This is a genomic window from Alteromonas sp. BMJM2 (genome assembly GCF_027257845.1).
GTDB lineage: Bacteria > Pseudomonadota > Gammaproteobacteria > Enterobacterales > Alteromonadaceae > Alteromonas.
This window is the reverse complement of sequence record NZ_JAPVOT010000012.1, coordinates 54,911-76,809: the sequence shown is the minus strand read 5'-3', so window position 1 is coordinate 76,809 and position 21,899 is coordinate 54,911. Positions and strand designations below refer to the sequence as shown.

General features: G+C 44.1%; 23 protein-coding genes. 16 read left to right on the top strand and 7 right to left on the bottom strand.

Annotated elements, in window-relative coordinates:
• Nucleotides 1-115: 115 nt before the first annotated feature.
• The 10 genes from ribF to O9X84_RS13370 all read left to right on the top strand — a co-directional run bounded on the left by ribF (nucleotide 116) and on the right by O9X84_RS13370 (nucleotide 13,073).
• On the top strand, nucleotides 116-1,036 hold the full coding sequence (gene ribF / locus O9X84_RS13415; protein WP_269520231.1) for a bifunctional riboflavin kinase/FAD synthetase: 921 nt from the start codon (nucleotides 116-118) through the stop codon (nucleotides 1,034-1,036).
• A 128-nt stretch (nucleotides 1,037-1,164) separates the two neighbouring features.
• Nucleotides 1,165-3,984: an isoleucine--tRNA ligase gene (gene ileS, locus O9X84_RS13410; protein ID WP_269520230.1), complete on the top strand. Its 2,820-nt coding sequence runs from the start codon at nucleotides 1,165-1,167 to the stop codon at nucleotides 3,982-3,984.
• Nucleotides 3,977-4,531 (top strand): signal peptidase II, encoded by a 555-nt coding sequence (gene lspA, locus O9X84_RS13405; protein ID WP_269520229.1) that lies wholly within the window; start codon nucleotides 3,977-3,979, stop codon nucleotides 4,529-4,531. The genes ileS and lspA overlap by 8 nt, the downstream gene beginning before the upstream one ends.
• Nucleotides 4,532-4,542: 11 nt before the next feature.
• A complete protein-coding gene (gene fkpB, locus O9X84_RS13400; protein ID WP_269520228.1) occupies nucleotides 4,543-5,010 on the top strand; it encodes an FKBP-type peptidyl-prolyl cis-trans isomerase in 468 nt (155 codons plus the stop codon).
• 2 nt (nucleotides 5,011-5,012) lie between these two features.
• Entirely contained in the window at nucleotides 5,013-5,957 is a 945-nt protein-coding gene (gene ispH / locus O9X84_RS13395) for a 4-hydroxy-3-methylbut-2-enyl diphosphate reductase (protein ID WP_269520227.1), read from the top strand.
• Nucleotides 5,958-6,366: 409 nt separating this feature from the next.
• A complete protein-coding gene (gene pilV / locus O9X84_RS13390; protein WP_269520226.1) occupies nucleotides 6,367-6,996 on the top strand; it encodes a type IV pilus modification protein PilV in 630 nt (209 codons plus the stop codon).
• Nucleotides 6,993-7,937 carry a PilW family protein gene (locus O9X84_RS13385; RefSeq protein ID WP_269520225.1) on the top strand — a complete coding sequence of 315 codons (945 nt, stop codon included), beginning with the start codon at nucleotides 6,993-6,995 and terminating at the stop codon, nucleotides 7,935-7,937. The genes pilV and O9X84_RS13385 overlap by 4 nt, the downstream gene beginning before the upstream one ends.
• Nucleotides 7,934-8,497, top strand: coding sequence for a pilus assembly PilX family protein (locus O9X84_RS13380; protein ID WP_269520224.1), 564 nt, complete (start codon nucleotides 7,934-7,936; stop codon nucleotides 8,495-8,497). Before O9X84_RS13385 ends, O9X84_RS13380 begins: the two co-directional genes overlap by 4 nt.
• An 8-nt stretch (nucleotides 8,498-8,505) precedes the next feature.
• A complete protein-coding gene (locus O9X84_RS13375) occupies nucleotides 8,506-12,609 on the top strand; it encodes a PilC/PilY family type IV pilus protein (RefSeq protein WP_269520223.1) in 4,104 nt (1,367 codons plus the stop codon).
• A 2-nt stretch (nucleotides 12,610-12,611) separates the two neighbouring features.
• Nucleotides 12,612-13,073 carry a type IV pilin protein gene (locus tag O9X84_RS13370; protein ID WP_269520222.1) on the top strand — a complete coding sequence of 154 codons (462 nt, stop codon included), beginning with the start codon at nucleotides 12,612-12,614 and terminating at the stop codon, nucleotides 13,071-13,073.
• A 71-nt stretch (nucleotides 13,074-13,144) separates the two neighbouring features.
• Here the strand turns inward: O9X84_RS13370 and O9X84_RS13365 are convergent, their stop codons facing one another.
• From O9X84_RS13365 to O9X84_RS13350, 4 genes are read right to left on the bottom strand one after another with little or no spacing between them, the layout of a single operon-like run.
• Nucleotides 13,145-13,441: a hypothetical protein gene (locus tag O9X84_RS13365; RefSeq protein ID WP_269520221.1), complete on the bottom strand. Its 297-nt coding sequence runs from the start codon at nucleotides 13,439-13,441 to the stop codon at nucleotides 13,145-13,147.
• Between the two features lie 33 nt (nucleotides 13,442-13,474).
• The gene (locus O9X84_RS13360; RefSeq protein WP_269520220.1) at nucleotides 13,475-14,401 is read right to left on the bottom strand and encodes a hypothetical protein; all 927 of its coding nucleotides are present in this window, start codon (nucleotides 14,399-14,401) and stop codon (nucleotides 13,475-13,477) included.
• Complete coding sequence (locus O9X84_RS13355; RefSeq protein ID WP_269520219.1) at nucleotides 14,391-14,987, bottom strand: prepilin-type N-terminal cleavage/methylation domain-containing protein; 597 nt, start codon at nucleotides 14,985-14,987, stop codon at nucleotides 14,391-14,393. Before O9X84_RS13355 ends, O9X84_RS13360 begins: the two co-directional genes overlap by 11 nt.
• On the bottom strand, nucleotides 14,981-15,517 hold the full coding sequence (locus O9X84_RS13350) for a pilus assembly FimT family protein (RefSeq protein ID WP_269520218.1): 537 nt from the start codon (nucleotides 15,515-15,517) through the stop codon (nucleotides 14,981-14,983). Before O9X84_RS13350 ends, O9X84_RS13355 begins: the two co-directional genes overlap by 7 nt.
• Here O9X84_RS13350 and O9X84_RS13345 point away from each other — a divergent pair.
• The gene (locus O9X84_RS13345; protein WP_269520217.1) at nucleotides 15,516-15,980 is read left to right on the top strand and encodes a type IV pilin protein; all 465 of its coding nucleotides are present in this window, start codon (nucleotides 15,516-15,518) and stop codon (nucleotides 15,978-15,980) included. The genes O9X84_RS13350 and O9X84_RS13345 overlap by 2 nt on opposite strands.
• Nucleotides 15,981-16,002: 22 nt before the next feature.
• On the opposite strand, the gene O9X84_RS13340 is transcribed toward O9X84_RS13345, so the two are convergent.
• Nucleotides 16,003-16,569 carry a GspH/FimT family pseudopilin gene (locus O9X84_RS13340; RefSeq protein ID WP_269520216.1) on the bottom strand — a complete coding sequence of 189 codons (567 nt, stop codon included), beginning with the start codon at nucleotides 16,567-16,569 and terminating at the stop codon, nucleotides 16,003-16,005.
• A gap of 284 nt (nucleotides 16,570-16,853) precedes the next feature.
• On the opposite strand from O9X84_RS13340, the gene nadE reads away from it, so the two are divergent.
• The gene (gene nadE, locus O9X84_RS13335) at nucleotides 16,854-17,690 is read left to right on the top strand and encodes an ammonia-dependent NAD(+) synthetase (RefSeq protein WP_269520215.1); all 837 of its coding nucleotides are present in this window, start codon (nucleotides 16,854-16,856) and stop codon (nucleotides 17,688-17,690) included.
• Between the two features lie 2 nt (nucleotides 17,691-17,692).
• The gene (locus O9X84_RS13330) at nucleotides 17,693-18,031 is read left to right on the top strand and encodes a P-II family nitrogen regulator (RefSeq protein WP_032096901.1); all 339 of its coding nucleotides are present in this window, start codon (nucleotides 17,693-17,695) and stop codon (nucleotides 18,029-18,031) included.
• Between the two features lie 73 nt (nucleotides 18,032-18,104).
• Here the strand turns inward: O9X84_RS13330 and O9X84_RS13325 are convergent, their stop codons facing one another.
• The gene (locus O9X84_RS13325) at nucleotides 18,105-18,590 is read right to left on the bottom strand and encodes an FKBP-type peptidyl-prolyl cis-trans isomerase (protein ID WP_269520214.1); all 486 of its coding nucleotides are present in this window, start codon (nucleotides 18,588-18,590) and stop codon (nucleotides 18,105-18,107) included.
• A gap of 55 nt (nucleotides 18,591-18,645) precedes the next feature.
• Entirely contained in the window at nucleotides 18,646-19,659 is a 1,014-nt protein-coding gene (ygfZ, locus tag O9X84_RS13320) for a CAF17-like 4Fe-4S cluster assembly/insertion protein YgfZ (protein WP_269520213.1), read from the bottom strand.
• 351 nt (nucleotides 19,660-20,010) lie between these two features.
• On the opposite strand from ygfZ, the gene O9X84_RS13315 reads away from it, so the two are divergent.
• Genes O9X84_RS13315 through O9X84_RS13310 form a run of 3 tightly spaced genes read left to right on the top strand, consistent with a single transcriptional unit; the run spans nucleotide 20,011 to nucleotide 21,866 of the window.
• A complete protein-coding gene (locus O9X84_RS13315; RefSeq protein ID WP_200883152.1) occupies nucleotides 20,011-20,289 on the top strand; it encodes an FAD assembly factor SdhE in 279 nt (92 codons plus the stop codon).
• Nucleotides 20,290-20,299: 10 nt separating this feature from the next.
• The gene (locus O9X84_RS19660; protein WP_442864541.1) at nucleotides 20,300-20,821 is read left to right on the top strand and encodes a protein YgfX; all 522 of its coding nucleotides are present in this window, start codon (nucleotides 20,300-20,302) and stop codon (nucleotides 20,819-20,821) included.
• Nucleotides 20,811-21,866 (top strand): MaoC family dehydratase, encoded by a 1,056-nt coding sequence (locus O9X84_RS13310; RefSeq protein ID WP_269520212.1) that lies wholly within the window; start codon nucleotides 20,811-20,813, stop codon nucleotides 21,864-21,866. Before O9X84_RS19660 ends, O9X84_RS13310 begins: the two co-directional genes overlap by 11 nt.
• Nucleotides 21,867-21,899: the final 33 nt, after the last annotated feature.

Sequence of the window (21,899 nt, the reverse complement as noted above, 5' to 3'; positions counted from 1 at the left end):
ACTTTGCTGATTCACTGCGGCGCTTGTCTCCTTGGCACGGCGCTTGGTAATTCGGACGGCGTCAGCTATAATCGCGGGCTTTGAATTTTAAGTCGTTAAAAGGTAGTGGTTAACAGTGGAATTTATCCGCGGGCTAGATAATGTAAAACCTCACCATAAGGGGTGTATTCTCACCATTGGCAAGTTTGATGGCGTCCATAGAGGTCATCAGGCGGTACTCGCTAATGTGATGGAAAAAGCGAGCTCGCTGTCGTTGCCTGCCACTGTTATGGTTTTTGAACCGCAACCTGAAGAAGTATTCACACCCGACAAAGCACCTGCGCGTATCAGTCCACTTCGTGAAAAGTATGAACTATTGAGCCAGCAAGGCGTAGACAGGCTTCTTGCCGTGCGCTTTAACGCTCAATTTGCAAAACAAAGCGCTGATACTTTTGTCCACGATTTGTTGGTTGATAAGCTTGGCGTTAAATTTCTTGTTGTAGGTGATGACTTTCGCTTTGGCTTTGGCCGTAAAGGCGACTTCACCATGCTAGAGGCCGCGGGGCGCCGTTACGGTTTTGACGTGGTCAGTACACAAAGTTTTACCATGCATGCTCACCGCATAAGCTCCACTGCCGTAAGAGAGGCGCTGGCGCAAAGCGACTTTGGCCTTGCGTCAGAAATGTTAGGTCGTCCATTTGCTATTCACGGGCGGGTTGTTCACGGCGAAAAGAAAGGCCGTACCATAGGTTTCCCCACGGCTAATGTCATGCTTAAGCGTTTTAAAACACCCATTCACGGTGTATTCGCGGTGCGGGTGGACATAGACGGGCAGCATTACAATGGGGTTGCAAATGTTGGTACTAGACCCACATTAAATGGGGTTAGAAATCAATTGGAAGTACATATTTTCGATTTGTCGGCAGACTTATACGGTAAGCCCATTACTGTACTGCCGGTGGCAAAAATACGAGATGAAATTAAGTTTGCTTCCTTTGAAGCACTAAAACACCAAATACAGGCTGATGCCGCCAAAGCGCGCCTGTTGTTAGCATAGTAAATCGTGATAAAGTCGCAGCGCGCATTTAAATGTAAATGCAACTAAATGCAACGGCATCATATAACGCCTTCGCAGTGTCATAACGACATTGGATGAAACTTAAGGTAACCGGATAAAACAATTTTATGAGTGATTACAAAGCCACATTGAACCTTCCAGAAACTGCGTTCCCGATGCGCGGTAACCTTGCTCAGCGCGAGCCAAAGATGCTTAAAGACTGGCAGGAAAAAGGGGTATATACCAAGATCCGCGAAGCTAAAAAAGGTAAAAAGCCTTTTATTCTTCACGACGGCCCCCCTTATGCGAACGGCAACATTCATATTGGACACGCGGTTAACAAAATTCTCAAAGACATTATTGTTAAGTCAAAAAACCTGTCTGACTTTGACTCTCCCTACGTTCCGGGGTGGGATTGTCATGGTTTACCTATTGAGCTTATGGTTGAGAAGAAAGTAGGCAAGCCAGGTAAGAAGGTCTCGGCTGCCGAGTTCCGTCAAAAATGTCGCGACTATGCGCAAAAACAAATAGACGGTCAAATGGCTGACTTCAAGCGTTTAGGCATATTTGGTGAATGGAATAATCCCTATAAAACAATGGATTTTTCTTCTGAAGCCGACATTATCCGAGCGTTAGGTAAAATTGTAGACTCAGGACACCTTGAAAAAGGGTTTAAACCTGTTCACTGGTGCACAGACTGCGGCTCGGCCTTAGCTGAAGCTGAAGTTGAATACCAAGATAAAGTGTCGCCAGCCATTGATGTGAAATTCCCTGTTGCAGATTCAGCAGCCATTGCGTCGGCATTTGGCGTAGAAGAAAGAGACCTGCTTGCTCATAATACTGGGGTCGTTATCTGGACCACCACACCGTGGACATTGCCTGCAAACCGCGCGATAAGCTTACACCCAGAATTAACCTATACCATTGTTGAAGTTCAGCCTTCAAACGATTGGTATGTGGTAGCTCAAGACTTGCTTGAAAGCTGCATGACTCGCTACGGTGTGGACGAATTCCGCGAAGTAGCAACATGTACCGGTGTTGCGTTAGATAGACTGGAGGTTAATCATCCGTTTTTAGATATCCAAATACCGCTTATTCTTGGCGACCATGTGACCACTGAGTCAGGTACAGGGTGTGTTCATACTGCGCCTGCTCATGGTGTTGACGATTTCAATGTGGGTAAGCAGTACGATATTGAGGTGTATAACCCAGTAGGGAATAACGGTGTTTATCTTGAAAACACACCGTTGTTTGCAGGCCAGTTCGTGTTTAAAGCGAACCAACCCATTATCGAAACCGTTCAGGAAAAGGGCAACCTTGTTTTGAACGTGAAATACGAGCACAGCTATCCACATTGCTGGCGTCATAAAACGCCCATTATTTTCCGTGCAACCCCGCAGTGGTTTATCAGTATGGATAATAAAGGGTTGCGCGGGGAGTCGTTAGAGCAAATCAAGCAAACCAAATGGATCCCTGAATGGGGCCAAAACCGCATTGAAAAAATGGTGGAGGGGCGCCCTGACTGGTGCATTTCTCGACAGCGTACATGGGGTGTGCCTATTCCTCTATACGTTCACAAACTCACTGGTGAAGTGCATCCTCAGTCTTCCTCTCTTATGGAAAAAGTCGCACTAGAAGTAGAGAAGAAAGGTATTCAAGCCTGGTGGGACATTGACGATGCTCAGCTTTTAGGCAGCGATGCGGATAGCTACGATAAAGTGACTGACACGTTAGACGTGTGGTTCGACTCTGGTGTCACCCATTACTTTGTGGTTGACCGTCGAGAAGATCTTCCTGCAAGTGCTGACCTTTATTTAGAAGGTTCAGATCAGCATCGCGGTTGGTTCATGTCGTCACTCATATCGTCAACTGCGATGCACGGTCACGCGCCATATAAAGAAGTATTAACTCACGGATTCACCGTTGATGCTCACGGCAAAAAGATGTCTAAATCTGTGGGTAATGTGGTTGCGCCACAAGAAGTGACTAACAAGCTAGGTGCCGACATTTTGCGTTTATGGGTAGCGTCGACAGACTACCGTGGTGAGATTGCGGTTTCTGATGAAATTTTAAAACGCGCGGCAGACTCTTACCGCCGAGTAAGAAATACAGCTCGCTTTTTACTCGCAAACCTTAACGGTTTTAGTGCTGAAAATGCAGTGCCCGAAGAAGAAATGGTCGCATTAGATCGTTGGATTGTTGCACGCGCTAAAGCGTTGCAAGACGAACTTTTTGAAGCGTTTGAAAAGTATGATCTGCTTGTGGTAACGCAAAAAATTATCCACTTCTGCTCAATTGAGCTTGGCTCATTTTACCTTGATGTTATTAAAGATCGTCAGTACACGGCAAAATCAGACGGCATCGCACGTCGCTCATGCCAAACTGCCATGTACCATATCATTGAAGCGTTAGTTCGTTGGATTGCGCCTATCACCAGCTTTACGGCCCAAGAGATTTGGGAAGCGCTGCCTGGCGAACGCAATGAATTTGTATTTACTGAAACGTGGTACGAAGGCTTTAACGACTTCACTCAAAGTGACACCTTTAATGATGACCTTTGGCATAGCGTTATCAGCGTGAAAGACGCCGCTAACCAAGCAATGGAAAAAGCCCGAAAAGAAGGTCAGCTAGGAGGCTCGCTAGAGGCAAGCATCAGTCTTTATGCCACAGAGTCTTTATACAATGCGCTTTCAAGCTTCGACAATGAGCTTCGTTTCGTTCTGATCACCTCAGGTGTGTCACTGACCCTTGTGGACAGTAAGCCTGCTGACGCGCAAGAAACCGATGTTGATGGTTTGTGGTTGAGCGTTAATAAAGCGAAAGGCGAAAAATGCGTGCGCTGTTGGCATCACTTAGAAGATGTTGGTACACATGCAGGTCACGAAGAACTGTGTGGTCGTTGCGTTACTAACATTGATGGTGAAGGGGAAGCTCGTCACTATGCCTAATTCCAACGCGTCAGGTAATAATAGGCTCTTTAGTCAAACTGGCCTGCGGTTTCTGTGGATAAGCCTTGTGGCATTTGCTCTGGACCAATGGAGCAAGTATGCAGTGCTAGATTCGATGAACTTGTATCAATCGATAGAAATTCTTCCGTTTTTTAACCTGACTTATGTGCATAACTACGGCGCAGCATTTAGCTTTTTAAGCAATGCTGGTGGATGGCAGCGTTGGTTTTTTACCGCTATTGCCATCGGTATCAGTGCGGTAATCTTGTGGTGGCTTAAGCAGTCGCCACGGTCACAAAAGCTTTTGCCAGTGGCTTTTGCGTTTATCCTGGGGGGGGCACTTGGTAATGTCTACGACCGTTTAGTACATGGTTATGTCATCGATTTCCTTGATTTCTACGTAAACAATTGGCATTGGCCTGCGTTTAATATTGCCGATAGTGCAATCTTTATTGGCGCAGGTTTATTGATTGTAGATATGTTTAAAAACGTTGATAGGCATACAGACAAACCACAGGCTGATAGCAGCAAAACTTCACAGCAGTAATCGGAATTGATATGACAGACTCATTAGTAATAGGTAATGACAGCGAAGTTATCCTTCACTTCGACTTGAAGTTAGAAGATGGCTCTGCAGCGGACAGTACTCGCGTTAATAATAAGCCAGCGAAAATGGTAATGGGTGATGGAAGCCTTACGCCTAATTTTGAAGCCTGCCTTTTAGGTTTGGAAAAAGGCGATAAAAAAGCGTTCACGTTAGAAGCGAACGATGCATTTGGTGAGCCGAACCCAAATAACGTTCACTATATGGACAGAAGTCGATTTGGTGCAGACTTGAGTATTGAAGAAGGCATGATTTTGGCCTTTGCTCAGCCAGATGGCTCGGAAATTCCTGGTATAATTAGAAGTGTCGCGGGAGACTCTGTAACGGTTGACTTTAACCATCCGCTTGCGGGACAGACCGTTGTGTTTGATGTCGAGATTGTTGATGTTAAATCTGGAGCTAGCGCTCAAGGCGAGAAATAAGTATGCAAATTCATTTAGCTAATCCACGGGGCTTTTGTGCGGGGGTTGACCGCGCAATCACGATAGTAGAGCGCGCTTTGGAGATGTTTGAGCCGCCGATCTATGTTCGCCATGAAGTCGTGCACAATAAATTTGTGGTTGATGGACTCCGTGAGCGCGGTGCGCTCTTTGTAGATGAGCTTCATGAGGTGCCAGACGATAGTATTGTTATCTTTTCGGCCCACGGCGTGTCACAGGCAGTACGTAAGAACGCCACCTCCAGAGGCTTAAAGGTGTTTGATGCCACTTGTCCATTAGTGACTAAGGTCCATATGGAAGTCACTCGAGCGAGTAAATCTGGAACCGAATGCATTTTAATTGGGCATGCAGGTCATCCGGAAGTTGAAGGCACCATGGGGCAATATAGCAATGAAGATGGCGGCATCTATCTTGTTGAGTCTGAAAGTGATGTTGAAAAACTGACGGTCAAAGACCCTTCAAGGCTCTATTACTGCAGTCAGACTACGTTGTCGGTAGATGACACCGCTGATGTGATCGACGCACTGCGCGCGAAGTTTCCCGCTATTAATGGTCCTCGTAAAGACGACATCTGCTACGCCACGCAAAATCGTCAAGATGCTGTGCGCGATTTGGCAACGGACTGCGACGTGTTGTTAGTCGTAGGCGCGCAAAATAGCTCTAATTCAAATCGCTTGCGAGAGCTTGCTGAAAAAATTGGCGCGAAAGCGTATCTCATTGCCGATGCAAACTGCATTCAACAGTCTTGGTTGGAAAATGTTAAGCACGTTGGCGTAACCGCTGGTGCCTCTGCTCCTGAAGTGCTCGTTCAAGGGGTTGTGGACCGCCTTAAAGCATGGGGAGCCGTGTCTGCCTCTGAGCGCTTGGGTAGAGAAGAGAATGTTGAGTTTGCCGTGCCTAAAGAGCTTAGAGTGAAACAAGTGTTGTAAAAGTATCAGCAGCAAACGAACGCTCTCGTCCAAACTTTAAATTAACAAAAATTTATATTTTGTTTGAAAAAAACGCAGTTTTTACTGCGTTTTTTGTTATATGCTATTGGCGAATTCAAAAAAAGGATGGATAATCATACTAATACAGTGTAATTACATGTTGAAATATCTATCGGGCAGACTGCGAAAATACGTCGCTGATCTCAAAATTATTCGTTTTGACAACGAGTTACTGCAGGGTGATTTCAATTGTGAATGCTGTAAAAATAAAATGATTAGTGTTATAAAATCATACAACTTTATTACAAAGTATACTTTTCTTTATACTGAGTAAGTTTAAACTGCATCATTGGCAATAATGTAAATGTTTGGCAGTTGGTAGGCAATGATGGCGACGTTTAAGGAAACAATGAAACACGTTAAGGATAACCGTATTACTACACAGCATGGCGTAGGATTGATTGAAATTCTAATAACGCTATTTATTCTTGCTGTAGGACTGTTGGGCGTCGCTGCGCTTCAATTTACTGGTTCGTTTGCCAACAAAGACGCGATAAGTAGAACTCAGGCGGAGCTAGTCGCCTCACAAGTCGCCGAACGCTTTCGTGCGGCCGCAAGACCTGCGACTGTTGGTGACGGGATGGTCGCGAACAATACCTATTTCAACAACGACTCATACAATTTTTCTTTATTAAGTTGCGCAGACTCTGGGCAACCATACGAGTCTTGTTGCCTTACTCGGCCTGCCAGTATTCCTAATTGTGAAGATAACACCTGTTCAGAAGTACAAATGGCTCAGTATGATGGGTGGGCATTATCTTGCTCAGCCGTGCAAACAAATCCTCAAACCCGAATTGCAGTTACTTGCACCGATACTAATGGCGTAGACATTTATTCTTGCAGTCCAGGCTCTCGCGTCAGGGTAATCCTTTCATGGCCGGTGGCTTCGTCGAACACCCGAAAATACACGAAAAATGCCGATTGTAACCCTAGTGAAAGCGACAGTAATGCCTGTGTGGTTAAGGATATTACTTTATGATAAATGCTCTGTTTAGCCATTTTAATCGGTCCAATACACCTCATATCGATAGCCGCAATAATTCTGGAAACACCTTAACCCTAGACAGTAAGGTAGCAGCTAGTCAGCGCGGCTTTTCACTATTAGAGCTCATGATTACCTTGACGCTGGGTCTGATTATTTCAGGTGCCATAATTCAGGTGCTAGTGAGTAGCAGTGTGACCAATAAACTCAATCAAGCCGTGTCGCAAGTGCAGGAGTCTGGCCGCTTCATTATGAGCCGGTTGTCCAAAGAGTTCTACGAAGTTGGCCGTTATGATCTTATTACCGCAAATGTAGATACGTCCGTAGATACCATTGCCGAGTCAGCCTATATTCAAAATAACCCTATCGCTGTACCAGGAGACTTTATCAATAGTGTTGCGCTAGGGAGCATACAGACAACCAGTGGCGGGAATGACAAGCTTGTGGTAAGCCTTTTGGCGGGTAATGATTGCACAGGAAACCGACACGGTTACCCAGTGGATACCGAATTTCACGTGGTAAATCACTATTTCGTTGTGGGTAACGAGCTCAAATGCACCGGCTTTGACGGCAGGGTACTTCGCGGTCTTAAATCGCAAACAGTGTCACCTGTTACGGTTACACTGTTAGATAATATTGAAAGCTTTCAAATTCAATTTGGTGTGTCTGACGCGTTAGCTACCTCACAGGGACAGGCGGTCACCTACGTTACGGCAGACCAGATAGGAAACTTACGTTTACTCAATCAACAGGTGGTGTCACTTCGGTGGGCGCTCATGTTAAAAAGTTATCAAAACGAAGTGCGTCAAACGACCGCACAAAAATTTGCCTTACTAAACGAAGCAGCAAAAACCATGGACACCGCACATTACTATCAGGTTTTTTCTAAGACCCTTGCGCTTCGCAATATGAAAAACTTTGTTAGGAGTTCACGATGAAACAGCGTGGTTTAGTCATGGTATTTGCACTACTTGTACTGCTTTCTATCACCGTACTAGGTGTAAGCGCAGTGACAAGTAGTTTATCGCAATCGAAAATGGCGATGTCTATGCAGCAAAGCGGCCTTGCATTTGATGCTGCAGAATCTGCTATAGCGGGTGTGTTTTTTGAGTCGGAAGATGAAGTTTTACTTACCGATAGTGCATTAACCGATCCGCTTTCAGAAGCGCGCCAGGGAACCGTGTTTGATCCGGATATTGATGACATGAGCTGTTTTGATGAAGGAAGTTGGACTGATAGGCATATGACAGAGGGAGGACTAACTACGGGAAGTCGCCATACTACCTCGGGAAATTATCAGTCATCGATGTCGACGAAGAGCTGGTCTAGAACTGCGTTTATTAGAGAGCAGGCCTGTCGTGGCTCGAGTAATGTTATTGGCGGCAGTAGTATTACATGCCACGTATTTGTTGTTAGAGGTTGCGGAAAAGTCTCGGGCAAATCTTCGGTTGTAGCGAACAGTTTAGCTGCTTCGGTTTTCGGCCCAGCAGCACAGTAGGTATATTTATGAAAAAATTAAAGACGTACATTGCATCAATTACACTGTTTAGCTGTATCGGTTTCTCTGCTTTTGGTGATGACCTCGATATTTATCTAGGTAGCGTTAGTAACACAACAACAATTAAACCTAATGTACTTTTTATCATCGACTCATCAGGAAGTATGACAGAAGAAAATGACGATGATGAAACACGGATTGCACGAGTTAGAACGGCGCTAAAAGAGTCGCTGACCAATGCCACGGATATCAATGCAGGCTTAATGCGTTTTTCTAATGGAGGAGGACCGATTATCTACCCCATTACCGATATTGATTCTCCGGTAAATGCCGAAATATTGGTTACCCCTAGCGAGGGCAGTCACGATGGAAACGAAGTTGGTGGAGAAGTTGCATTAAATAGCGATACTCTTAAATTAAGTGATGGAACCCAAGAAGTAGTTACAGGTCTACATTTTTCAAGCGTTCGTATTCCTAGGGGAGCAATGATAACCAGTGCTAAGTTACTCTTCACGGCTGAAAATGCGAACTTTATTGCCACAACCCTCGATATTTCGGCCGAAGATGTTGGCAATGCAGAAGGGTTTAACAATAATAACGACAATATAAGTGGACGTCCTCGTACTTCAGAGACGCTGAATTGGTCAAACGACAATGCTTTTCCCGTTTCCGGTCAATTGGTAGCCACTCCTGACTTGAGCTCTGTTATACAAAACGTAGTTGACAGATCTGATTGGTGTGGTGGAAATGATTTGAATATCATTATTGAAGGCAGTAGCACAAATGCCTTGAGTAGCCGAGAAATAAAGTCAATGGAATCGAATACAGGTAATGGGCCTCAACTGTCGATTACGTTCGATGACAGCACTGCTACAGGCTGTATGTCAGATAGAGCAACGTATCAGGTAGATAATCAAAATGATAATTACGAAGAAAATACCTCAGGTTACAGAGACACAGGTAGCTATCTGAGCTTTACTAGCAATGCAAATAACTATGCAGCAGTTAGGTTTGACAACGTTGAGATTCCTCAAGGTGCAGCAATTCAAGAGGCTTATTTGGAGTTCACTGCCTCACATTGGAATTCAGACTCGGCAAGTATGCGGATAAGAGGTATTGCCCGTAATAATGCGAATAAGCAATGGGGTAATACTGCCAGTCGATACACGTTGCAAAATCGTCCGAAAACGTCTGCTAGCCAAATCTGGTCAATGCCCTCATTTGTCGCACAATCGGTTTATCAAACACCCGATATCGCCTCTATTGTGTCGGAAATCGTCAATAGAGGTGGCTGGGAGGCCGGAAATAAATTGGGCTTTATCTTTGATCAGTTTGACGGTAATAGATCTGCCTTTACGCATAGCGGGTCGAACTCAAAAGCTGTAAAGCTGATTGTGAAGTTTGAGGGCAACTCAACCGCGGGCGAGGCAATAACCGTTCGGGAGCTTCTCAAAAACAAGGTAGATGAATTCAACGTTGTTGGTGGCACCCCAATCGTTGCAACCTTGTTGGAGGCCGCCAACTATTATGGTGGGAGGTTAGTCGATTACGGCTCGAAAAGGGGCGAAGTGTTAGTAAACTTCGGAGGCCAAGATAATAGAGAGCACCATCGTGTAAGTAACAGGGCTTCCTACGTAGGTGAAGATTCAGTCCTTCCGTTGGGATGCTCTGAAGACAACCTTTCCTCTCCGCTATGTAAGGGAGAGTTCATTCCTCCTGGCGCAAGGTACATTAGCCCCATTAACGACCTGCAATGCCAAGTAAATAATCACATTGTGGTTTTATCTGACGGAGAGGCAAATCTTAATGACGCCACCGGAAAGATTGAATCTCTGATTGGCACTACCTGTGACAATTCTTACGCACCTGGTGAAGTCTGCGGCGTAGATTTAGTTTCTAATCTTCGAGATGCAGAAAACTCGGCGATTGGCGCGAAAGTTATCACGCATACAATTGGTCTAGAAACAAACAGTGATGCTACTGCGTTTTTGCAAGCCTTAGCGTCAAATGGAGGGGGAGGTTATCACTCCGCCTCAAGTAGCGACGAATTATTAGATGCTTTCGAAGCTATTTTTTCTATTGCTAAAGAAGTCAATACGACTTTTGTTACCCCTGGCATAGCGGTGAATCAGCTAAATCGCTTGACGCATAGGGATGAACTTTACTACGCACTATTTAAACCAACAGACAGTGCTACCTGGCCTGGAAACCTTAAACGCTATCGATTAGATGGCCAAAACGTGGTGGACATTAATGACGCTAACGCTATATCAAATGGATACTTTGACGAAAATGCGAAAAGTTTTTGGTCGCCGTCAAAAGATGGTGCAGAAGTGCCTCTTGGAGGGGCTGCTAGCCAGTTAGGATTCGAACGAGCCCTGTATGTATTTGATGATACTTCACCAACAGTATCGTCTAGCATTATAGCCGAGGAAAATCTCCTCCACGAGGACAATAATAGTATTACAAAAGCCGACTTGGGCATTCCAAATAGTGCTAACGATGACGTTGTGAGAGAAACGTACTTAAAGTGGTTTAGGGGGGTCGATTTAAAAGATAGCAACAACGATAACTCTACCTCAGATTATCGCCTTCAAATGGGAGACCCGATACATTCTAAACCAATCGTTGTCGATTATGGCGAAAGTGGCACGTCAATATTTATTTCTACTAATCAGGGCATGATCCACTCATTTGATAGCGAAAATGGTAAAGAAAATTTTGCAATAATGCCGAAATCTTTGCTGACAAACGTAGACCATTTTTACAATGATAGCTCGACGTTAAATCATGTTTACGGCATAGATGGTGACCTTGTGCTGCGCGAGTATGGTTCTAACAAATATCTCTACGCAGGAATGCGTCGAGGTGGGCGAAATTACTATGTATTCGATGTTTCTTCAAAAGACACCCCTACCTTAAAATTCATTTTAAAAGGCGGCGATGTCGGGTTTGAAAAACTTGGTCAAACATGGTCTCGCCCAGTCTTTACGAAAGTGAAAATAGGTGGTGCTGATAAAAACGTCATGATCTTTGGCGGTGGTTATAGTGACGGCCACGATGATCGAATCATAAGAAGCACTGACAGTATAGGCAACGCGATATTCATGGTCGATGCAGAAACTGGAAGCTTACTCTGGAGTGCAGGGATGGCCGGTACTTTTGACTTAGAACTTAGCGACATGAAATATAGCATCCCAGCCAGTATCGCAGTTATTGACCGCGACAACGATGGATATGCCGACCATATGTATGCGGCTGACTTAGGCGGTCAACTTTTCCGCTTGGATATTTACAATGGTGAAAGTACTGAGAATCTTGTTACGGGAAGCCTAATCGCTGATTTTGGCGGTGATACCGAAGAAAGTAATCGTCGTTTCTATTACGCTCCTAACGTTACTGAAATTGCGTTAGCAGACGAGCTTTATTATGGCATAGCAGTGGGGAGCGGATGGAGAGCATCGCCGCTTGATACATCGGTACAAGATAAATTTTACATGATTAAGGATGGAGAAGTATTTAAGAGAGACGAAGATAATAAATATAAGTTTTTCGAAAATACAGTCGTTGAAAGCGATTTATTTAATGCCACAAACCATGCGCTTACAAGCGATGATGAAACAGAGCGGGCGATTGCTGCTAGCAGCATTGCAAATAAGAAGGGATGGGTTTTAGATTTAGGTGGTAGTGGCGAAAAGGTGCTAGCGTCTCCGCTCATAATAGATTACAAAATACTTTTTACCACGTATGTGCCTTCTGTAAATAATGCCAGTGCGTGTGCGCCACCTGAAGGCAATAGTAGGGCTTACCTGGTAAACCTATTTAACGCGAACGCCGTTAGAGACATTAACAATGACGGAATATTGCAAGACGGAGACCGCTCGGTTGATCTCTTGCAGCCTGGAATTGCGCCTGAACCTGGAATCATTGTACAAGATAGTCCAATTGTTTGTGTCGGCACAGAGTGCGCCTCGGCAGTCATTAAGGACGACGAAGATGGAAACCCACAAGCATGTACATCACCATTCGGATGCTTATCTGAAAATATTTTCGGCCGATACGAACGTGTTAGACGCGGAAGTTGGCATTCCGAGACCGAGAGAGAGCAATAGTAATGGTAAACGTAAAGCACTACGGTTTCTCATTAATTGAATTAATGATTGTAGTAACTATTGTCGGGATCATTACTGCTATTGCGTACCCCTCTTATCAAGGCGTCATCGCTGATGGTTATAGAGGGACTGCTCAAGCTGATTTACTTGCTTTTGCGGCAGCAATGGAGCGCCATCAAAGTGGGTCATTCAGTTATAAGAAAGCGGGAAGCGGTGGAGGTGACACAGGTGCCCCCACTGTATTTGCCACCTATTCTCCGTCATCGGAAACTGCGGCAAGCAAACGCTACAATTTAACCATCGTTGCTGCAGATGCAGCGAGTTACGAGTTAAAGGCGACGCCGGTGAGCGGGTCTGGGCAAGCAGAAGACGGCGCTCTGTTTTATTTTAGTGATGGTCGAAAAGGGTGGGATAAAAACAACAGTGGCTCGCTAGACACTGGAGAATACTGTTGGTCATGTTAAGCCTTTCAATAAAGAGCTTTACAAAGAGGGCTTAAAATGAGCTCCCAAGACAAATATTATATTAGAATAAGCTACGGAATAGACGTAAAAGGGCCTAATTGTTGAACATCGGCCCATGTTTGGTCATAGCTATTTATCATCATTTGCTCTTTCGCACTGTTGATACTGTCGTTGCGAGAAACTTCGTTGTCATAGATGACAACCCAAAGTGATTCAGTGTGAATAAACGCTCCCACCATTCCCACAGTAACGGACAAAAATAGGGCGCTTGCTACAAGTACTTCAATTAAAGCACCTCCTTGTTGTATGTCCTTTCTATTTAAGTGACGTTGGGTTTTACAACATATTGTGCTCAGTGTTTTCATCATTATTTTATATCTTTCAACATCGTGTTTAGGGTTTTATTCGAACTCGGCAAACCAACTACCTGGAACAGCAATTACTTTAGCCAGTCTGGGTGCTTGCTGAAGCGTGTGTAATACCTGTGACGAATAGTCTACTGCGCCATCATTTTGCAGCGTGATGGTATTTGAGGAGGTTAGCGCCCCTTTTATACTTGCACCTTGTTTCACAGTCGCAGAGTAAACATTACCATCGTCTGACAATAAAATGACCACGCCGTAAAAAGAAGTGCCGTTTAACACAGTCAAATGACCATTTTTAATCACAAGCAGCATAGGATTTACACTGCTGCTGTGGTCTACGTCGTTGTTGTTAAGTTCACAATCCCCATTTATCCAATGCATGGTTGCCTCTTCTAAATCAGTGCATGAATTTGCAACAACACTCAGTGGAAAATATTTTGGCAGTAGTGCAGAAGAACTTCTGTTAAAAAGCCACTGGGTGAGGTTTATGTCTGGTGCGCTGGCCTGTAGCGTAGTGGGTACATTAATAAAAGATGGGTATCGTACAAATCGTTGTTTAACGCTGGTATTACTTTGAGTGTGATGTAGTGTTATGTCGAAAGCTTTAACCGCTTGAAAGTTAGCACCATGAAAATCACTGGGTATAATAGAGTGAGCGACAGAAGAATTACTTGTAGTGACGTTTGATGGAAGTGTAGTACGAAGCTGAGAACTAATATTGCGCATCTCTTTTTTGACGTCTAAATAGTGGTCTTGGGTAGCGAGCATAGTTTCCCGTACTGTTCGAAAGTCACTTACGGCAACGGTAACACTCGTTAGGGCAAATGCTGCAATACCCAGTAACACAAGAACGGACGAAATAATAAACACTCCTCGCTGTTGTTGCTTGCAAGCGATAAATGCTCTGGCAATGAATCTTGGAGATAGCAATAAAGTGTCTTTTGATGAAGCGCTACTGAACATTCGCTACCTCCACCACAAATGTTGTAGAGGCTTCAATACCATAAAAGACGCTGCTTGATCCTTTGACAACGATTTCATAAGTCACTCCCCATCCGCTTGCGTTTAAAGGAGTGATTGAGAATTCGCTAATGTGAACATCGTTAGTGTCAGTTAAATCCTGCCAATGGGTTTGTGAACAACTTCGGTTAGCAACGCTGTATTCAATAGCGTCCTCTCGCAACCTAAAACCAAAAAGCTCAGTAGGTGTGAGTGTAATAACACCATCATCATTCTGATCGTAGGAAAAGGTAAAGCAGCTATTTAGTGCCTCAGTGCCAAAACTAGCAATATCAACAGTTGGCAGGTTTGCATTAGAAACAGCAAGTTGAGTAGATATCGGTTGTTGTACATAACCTGCTCGTTCAAGGTGAGCTGTGATAACATGCCGCAGCGCCTGAAACTCGGCTTCGATGGCGACCGTGTGCTGAACTTTTAAGAGCGCACTGTAAAAAAATGCAGTATGACGGGACGCAAAAACCATTAATGCGCTGGCTATGCACGTGGCCACAAGTAGCTCAACTAGGCTAAACCCCTTAGATGTTAACATGTGGCTACACCACTTAAACTGGTAGTAGAGCAGTGTTTTATTCGCCCCAGTGGACTTATCACCACCTCGCCAGAGTGAGACGAGCTTTTAACGGTAATTGTTGTGTTATGCCCAAAGCTCACTGCTCCGAAATGAGTAAATGTGACCACGCGATTTTCATTGTTAGCAGTTAGCAGCGTAATGCCTGATTGCATCGCTAAGAATGCGTATTCTTTTCCATCAATATGACAGGCGTTGGCCGTTGCACAATCGCATTCTGCTAGACGACTGCTCCCCGCACATTGACCAGCGCTAACGTCTACCACAAATGAAACGTTCGATTGTGAGGTTACGGCTACTGCTTTTGCTGTTTCAGCGAGGTTACTGACATGACGCAGTGCGTGCTTAAACCTATTTCCCTCGTGCCACTTGGCAAAAGAAGGCACAGCTAAAAGTAGCGTAATAATTAAAATGGAGATTGCGACCATTAACTCCAATAGCGTTAGGCCACTTATATGCTGTCTATATTTAACGGCGTTGTTATAAACCATGCTAACGGTCGGTTATGCCAAAGAGGGTGAATTGATAGGGTTAATCTATAGGGAAACTGAGCCGCAGGTAATCTGTACTATGGAAGGTAATTATTTTAAGAGAAGAGGGGTTACCCTGATTGAGTTGTTAATTGTATTGAGTGTTGTGGGTATTTTAACCACACTGACGTTACACTCTTATCAATTAGGAAAAAAGGTAGCATCTAGATATGCGGCGAAAAGTCATATCATAAAGCTTCAGTCAATTCAGTCGCGCCATTGGCTAAGTGGCGGTGTATTTGTTTCTTTATCACAGTTACCTGCCATAGATACTGGCGGAGTAGAAATAACGGAAGTAACGAGCAGTACGACCCACTACGAGTACGAGGTCGAGCTCACTTATTTTGATATCAATGCCCCATGTCGCAAGCTTATTGTCACCAACACGGCCTTGTTGCCTCGGCAGTGTTGGTTAGCGAATTAGAGCGTGTGGAAATAGCCCTCATTTATGAACAGGACAAATCCGTGCCAGTTAAATCTTCTTTTGTACCATCGCCATCACTGTCTATTGCTACTGCAATACGGCCATACAAGGAAAGAATCAGTGCAGACGCATATTTACTGTTATTATCTTTCGGGCACACCGTAATGGTAGCAGCTTGGCTAATACCGCCTTGCTCATTGAAGGTAATAGCTCCTGATATACCGTAAATCGTATTCGCGTTATTGAGCGGGTCGCTGGTTGTGATGAGGGGTTCTGAGGTATCGCGAGAGCCGTTGCCATTCTCATCGACGAAAATCATGGTAGCGTTCTTCCAACTGCTCACGCAGCTTTCGTAATTTGTAGTGGGGCACATAACCACGTTAGATTGCTCATCTACTGCAGTAAATCGAGCACGTTGTGCTACCGCGCTCAAGGTATTGAGGTCTGCAGTAATTCTACTTGTTATAACTATACTCTGTATCGCAGGCGCAACCGTTGTTAGCAGTATGGCAACAATGGATATAGCAATTAGCAGTTCAAGTAAGGTAAGACCTGCTTGGTTCACTGAAATTTTCTTATTATTTTTCATTCGACTTTTTATCTTGTTCACTTAAAGCTCTCGTTTAAAATCTGACACTTTTTTAATTCATTATGCAGAATTTGATAAACAAAAACACTAATCTTTAGCGTACACTAAAACGAAGTCTATAGCGTATAGATTATTTCTATATAGCATGATTCGCTATACACCTTTACGTTAGGCTTACTACACGTTCTACGATAAACCGTGGCTTTTAATCTTACCACTAACATCTATACGGATAATATCGTAAACTCAACGACTAAGACGCTTAAAAACACGTGGATATTATGATGCAAAAACAAGCAGTTATTAAAGAGATGCAGGTGCTTCCTGAAATCGATGTTGAATTTGAGATAGCGCGAAGAGTGTCGTTTATTAAAAAGCAGTTGCTCACTTCAGGTTTGAACGCTTTAGTGCTAGGCATTAGTGGCGGGATAGATTCATGTACTTTGGGCAGATTGGCGCAACTCGCTGTTAATGAATTGAACAAAGAAAATCATGAAAACTACCAGTTTATTGCTGTCAGACTTCCTTATGATACCCAAGCCGATGAGGCTGATGCACAGCAATCAATCGATTTTATTCAACCTTCACATTCTGTCACAGTAAACGTACAGCCAGGTGTTGATGCCATTCATACTTCTACAACGGATGCGCTTAAAGAAACAGGTTTACTGCCTGACAGTACGGCCAAACAAGATTTTGTGAAAGGCAATGTCAAGGCCAGAGCGCGCATGGTAACTCAGTACGAGATTGCCGGCATGGTAGATGGGCTTGTGCTCGGTACCGATCACTCGGCTGAAAATATTACAGGGTTCTATACGAAATATGGTGATGGTGCTTGCGATTTAGCGCCGCTCTTTGGTTTGAGTAAACGGCAGGTAAGGGCATTAGCCGCACACTTAGGTGCTCCTCACAATGTCATTACCAAAGCTCCCACAGCGGACTTGGAAAGCCTGTCTCCACAAAAGGCAGATGAGCAAGCGCTGGGAATGACTTATGATCAAATCGATGATTTTTTGGAAGGTAAACCCGTTTCCGCTGAAGTGGAAGAGAAATTGCTTTATATTTATGAACGTACACAGCACAAGCGTGTACCCATTCCAACAATCTATGATGAGTTGTAATCATGAAAAAAATTGAAGCTATCATTAAGCCATTTAAAATGGATGATGTAAGGGAAGCATTAGCTGAAGTCGGTATTGCAGGGATGACAGTTACTGAGGTAAAAGGGTTTGGTAGGCAGAAAGGCCATACTGAACTATATCGCGGTGCTGAATATCAAGTCGATTTCCTCCCTAAAATCAAAGTTGAGTTAGTGCTCGACGATGAACGGGTAGAGCAAGCATTAGATGCTATTCAGTCGGCGGCTAAAACAGGCAAGATTGGCGACGGGAAAATTTTTGTTTATAACGTTGAAAGTGCGGTTCGAATTCGTACGGGTGAACAGAACGAAGACGCTATTTAATTGAGTGAAGCGGTTAAACAGCGTTAAAAAGGGAGCTTAATGCTCCCTTTGTTATTTTATATAGGCGAATGCCTTAGTGGTCGTGTCCACAACCTTGAGGTCCATGCACGTGGCCGTGCTCACGCTCTTGTTCTGTAGCTTCTCGAATATCTACTACGTTAACGTCGAAGGTCAACGGAATACCGGCTAAAGGATGGTTGCCATCAACAACCACTTCTTCATCACTAGTTTCAATGATGATTACAGATTGCTCGCCTTGTGGCGTGGTCGCGCGGAAAGACATACCTACTTCAACTTCGGTACCTTCAAACATTGAGCGAGGAACGGTTTGAACTAACTCGTCTACACGCTCTCCGTATGCTTTTTCAGGCTCGATAGAAACATTGAAGCTATCGTCTTTGTCTTTTCCAATTAATGCGTCTTCTAGTCCCTCAATAAGGAAGCGTTGACCAAGCAACACGACTAGCGGTTCTTTTCCTTCAGAAGAATCCAATGTGGTTCCATCTTCGGTTGAAACAGTATAGTGAAGTGTTACAACGCTATCAGAGGTAATAGTCATATAAAATCCTAAGTTTTCCCATGTGGGTAATGAATGTAAATCGTTGCCTTACAAATCAGCGACGTTTCTTTATGATGTTGCTGGCCTGTTGCTCAATACTGTAAGGCAGCGCACTAGGGTAACAGGTTACAGTCTCATTATCAGCCAACCTGTGTAAATCTTGTGGTGTGGTATCGTTAGGAAGTACCGCCATAAAGTGAGTTTCATTACCTAAACAGGCAACGCTTGTTACCACGCCGGCTCTTCGCCAATTATCGCCAAGTTGCTTCTCAATAGTATCTCCTGCAGACACCTCAACATTACCATCAACACAAAAGCTGAATGCAGCACGTTTGTTCTTCCCTAAAAAACGGGTTCTCGCCACCACTTCTTGGCCCATGTAGCAACCTTTATCAAAATCAATGGCATTAAGGGCGTGTACATTTAGCATTTGGGGTACATATTCACCCACTGTACTTCCGTTGACTGCCGCGTGGGCATTAACAATTTTTATGGCGTCAAACACCGATTGTGCATAACAGGGAAGTGCGTTCTTGGCTATGTTTGCTTTAACGTCGTCGCTAGCTTGTTGGTGCAGAACTGCGAAGTAACCCTGTTGCGCGGTATCGGTTTTAAAGCAAAGCCCATATTCGCTTTGATAGCTAATAAGAGAACCGTCGCTATCGGCTTCATCTAAAGACACGTCAGAGAAATGTTTACCTAAAAGGGCTACCGCCTCATTGCCTGAAACAAAAAAAGCATTGAAATCGCTGCTGCTATCAACGATGTCTACTTTTGAAAATACGCCGTACTTATTGAGCTCAGCCAGGGTACGTGCACCAGCGTCTTCATTAGTCAGTAGCAGTATTTTTGAGCCAAACCGAGCAAGATAACCTGTTGACCATGTTTTGCCCTTGTTATCACAGTGGGCGTAGTGACGTACTGTTTTGTCATCTAATTTGTTGATGTTAACAGTGAGTTGCCCCTGCAGATAGCTGTCTGCTTGCTCGCCTTCTAATGATATGACCATAGTGCTGCCAAGCGTTACGGCATAATGTTGTGGTAGTGCATCTAGCGTTGTTAAAGACATAACCGAGCTCTTTTTAAAAAACGTATAGTGTCAAAGTATGGCAAAACGGCGATTTATCAAGGGGGAGGTGGCCACCAGTCGTAAATTCTTTACGTTAATACCTGTCCGCATAGATAATTACCCACTCAGAACTTGGCAGACCTTCGCGAAGGGCGAGTTTAAAATGTCCGTACTCTTTGTGGTGTCACCTTGATGTAGAACTACTGCACCTGCGGTAACACGCCGCGATTACGAGCATTTTAAGTCTCGTTGGGCGGGTAATTATCTATGCGGACTGGTATAAGTTAGTGTTAGTTTGCTTATCAGACCAAAAGAGCAGTGATCCTACTATGATGCGCGTGGTATTATTTAATGATAACAATTGAGGTTAAAGAATATATGTTTGAACCCAAACGATTAGCGAGATTAAAGTGGGCATGCCGCCGTGGCATGCTTGAACTAGATGTATTATTACTGCCTTTTGTAGAGCAAGCGTTTGACGAATTAAGCTACGAAGAAAAAGTCACCTTCGAGCGTTTACTAACAAGCGACGATCCTGATTTGTTCGCGTGGATAATGGGCCATCAAAAGTGTGACGATCCAGAGCTTGCTGCGATGATTTCAACCGTCGTCAATCGTGTCAAAGTATAGAATACACATAATGTATTCATCTTGGAGAGTGGCGTTCAATCGCGTCACACTCTGTGTTCTATTGTTATTGATATTGCAATGTTTGCCACCTAATCTATTGACGTGGGTAAACGAAACCACTCTTACTACGCTTTTTCTTTTCCCGCTTCTTTTATGGATGTGCTTATCTTTTCAAAGTAAGTCACGGAACGGCTTGATTTCAAATGAATTGAATTTGATGTTGTCAAACGAAGGCGTTGTTAATATTGTAGATGGTGTTTCAAGTGACTCGTTTACCACACTCATAAGATACGGGGTCATTTCCTCTCGCACTAATGATGCGTTTCAACTTCACGGTGCCTCTCAGCTTTACCCTTGGGGAATTTCTTTGGAAATGACTCAAGCAAAACGGAAATGGTCCGACAGAGGATATGCTCACTTTTGCTGGGTACTTAAAAACGAATGTTCTGAGCGTGATTACCGCAGATTATGTAGAGCGGTAATTTATGTCAGAAAAGGATATGGACTTAGGGACACAATGAATGTTTCGTGAATATACTAAATCGCTATTCAAGCGTGTTGACAAGCGACAGTTGATGCAGTTCAAACCTCCTCGGTTGCCGCAACGGATTTATACCAAAACCCTTAGCATAGACAATAAACACTATAGTAAATTTTGCCAAGAAGTCGCTTGGCCAGTCAGTGAGCATGTGCATCCACTGTACTTGCAAATGCTTTCTCTTCCATTGCAAATGCGCTGCCTATTAGACAAACAGAGCCCTTTTCCGCTGTTGGGCTTAATCCATTGTGCCAATGCGGTGGAGATTTTTGAGCATTGTAATCTTTCTGAGTCTATTGAATGCCGAGTTCGGTTTAGTGACGTTCGACCCCATTCAAGGGGCTGGGAGATTGATGTTTTACTTGAAGCATTTCAAAGCTCAAAGCGTGTTTACAAAGCAGTGAGTAGCTACTTGGTGAAAGTAAAAGCGGTACATGTCGCCCCTAGAGGTACTCAGTCAAAAAACGCTGGGAGAAACGCTGAAAATACCGAGAGTAAACAACGAGATTTCCTCTCCAGTCTTTCTGCCACCGCGGATACGGGCAGGCGCTATGCTGCTATTTCGGGAGATTACAACCCTATTCATTTATCGACGGTTTCTGCAAAAGCGTTTGGCTTTAAAAATGCCATAGCTCACGGCATGTGGACGTTATCCCGTGTTATTTCCCAATTTGTGGAAGCGGCAGGACCTGAAGCGAGTGTAGCAAGCGAAGCAAAAGCAGAAAGTACGGAAAGTACAGTCTCCACAGAGAATTCAGCGATACAACAGGGGTTAGACAAAAATAACCGCGTATGTAACGGCGATATCAAGAAAGTGGAATGTCAATTTAAGCAGCCCGTATTTTTACCGAATGAATTAAATATCTATACCTTGAGCGCATCACGTTCTGAAGGCTTAAATGACCATGTAGATGAAATACCAAATGCTAATGAGAAAACAAGCGCCAAATCAGTGGTCTCTGGGCAAGATTATGCTGAACTAGAAGTCATGAGTGCAAAAGACTCGATAACGCACCTAAACACGGTTGTGTACTATTAAACGTTGTGATTAGTTAGCGCGGCCTCTAAAGCT

Bases quoted from the DNA above. Each gene is read 5' to 3' on its own strand.
- ileS (WP_269520230.1), top strand. From the start codon at position 1,165: ATGAGTGATTACAAAGCCACATTGAACCTTCCAGAAACTGCGTTCCCG.
- lspA (WP_269520229.1), top strand. From the start codon at position 3,977: ATGCCTAATTCCAACGCGTCAGGTAATAATAGGCTCTTTAGTCAAACT.
- fkpB (WP_269520228.1), top strand. From the start codon at position 4,543: ATGACAGACTCATTAGTAATAGGTAATGACAGCGAAGTTATCCTTCAC.
- ispH (WP_269520227.1), top strand. From the start codon at position 5,013: ATGCAAATTCATTTAGCTAATCCACGGGGCTTTTGTGCGGGGGTTGAC.
- pilV (WP_269520226.1), top strand. From the start codon at position 6,367: ATGAAACACGTTAAGGATAACCGTATTACTACACAGCATGGCGTAGGA.
- O9X84_RS13385 (WP_269520225.1), top strand. From the start codon at position 6,993: ATGATAAATGCTCTGTTTAGCCATTTTAATCGGTCCAATACACCTCAT.
- O9X84_RS13380 (WP_269520224.1), top strand. From the start codon at position 7,934: ATGAAACAGCGTGGTTTAGTCATGGTATTTGCACTACTTGTACTGCTT.
- O9X84_RS13375 (WP_269520223.1), top strand. From the start codon at position 8,506: ATGAAAAAATTAAAGACGTACATTGCATCAATTACACTGTTTAGCTGT.
- O9X84_RS13370 (WP_269520222.1), top strand. From the start codon at position 12,612: ATGGTAAACGTAAAGCACTACGGTTTCTCATTAATTGAATTAATGATT.
- O9X84_RS13365 (WP_269520221.1), bottom strand. From the start codon at position 13,441: ATGATGAAAACACTGAGCACAATATGTTGTAAAACCCAACGTCACTTA.
- O9X84_RS13360 (WP_269520220.1), bottom strand. From the start codon at position 14,401: ATGTTCAGTAGCGCTTCATCAAAAGACACTTTATTGCTATCTCCAAGA.
- O9X84_RS13355 (WP_269520219.1), bottom strand. From the start codon at position 14,987: ATGTTAACATCTAAGGGGTTTAGCCTAGTTGAGCTACTTGTGGCCACG.
- O9X84_RS13345 (WP_269520217.1), top strand. From the start codon at position 15,516: ATGCTAACGGTCGGTTATGCCAAAGAGGGTGAATTGATAGGGTTAATC.
- O9X84_RS13350 (WP_269520218.1), bottom strand. From the start codon at position 15,517: ATGGTTTATAACAACGCCGTTAAATATAGACAGCATATAAGTGGCCTA.
- O9X84_RS13340 (WP_269520216.1), bottom strand. From the start codon at position 16,569: ATGAAAAATAATAAGAAAATTTCAGTGAACCAAGCAGGTCTTACCTTA.
- nadE (WP_269520215.1), top strand. From the start codon at position 16,854: ATGCAAAAACAAGCAGTTATTAAAGAGATGCAGGTGCTTCCTGAAATC.
- O9X84_RS13330 (WP_032096901.1), top strand. From the start codon at position 17,693: ATGAAAAAAATTGAAGCTATCATTAAGCCATTTAAAATGGATGATGTA.
- O9X84_RS13325 (WP_269520214.1), bottom strand. From the start codon at position 18,590: ATGACTATTACCTCTGATAGCGTTGTAACACTTCACTATACTGTTTCA.
- ygfZ (WP_269520213.1), bottom strand. From the start codon at position 19,659: ATGTCTTTAACAACGCTAGATGCACTACCACAACATTATGCCGTAACG.
- O9X84_RS13315 (WP_200883152.1), top strand. From the start codon at position 20,011: ATGATAACAATTGAGGTTAAAGAATATATGTTTGAACCCAAACGATTA.
- O9X84_RS19660 (WP_442864541.1), top strand. From the start codon at position 20,300: ATGTATTCATCTTGGAGAGTGGCGTTCAATCGCGTCACACTCTGTGTT.
- O9X84_RS13310 (WP_269520212.1), top strand. From the start codon at position 20,811: ATGTTTCGTGAATATACTAAATCGCTATTCAAGCGTGTTGACAAGCGA.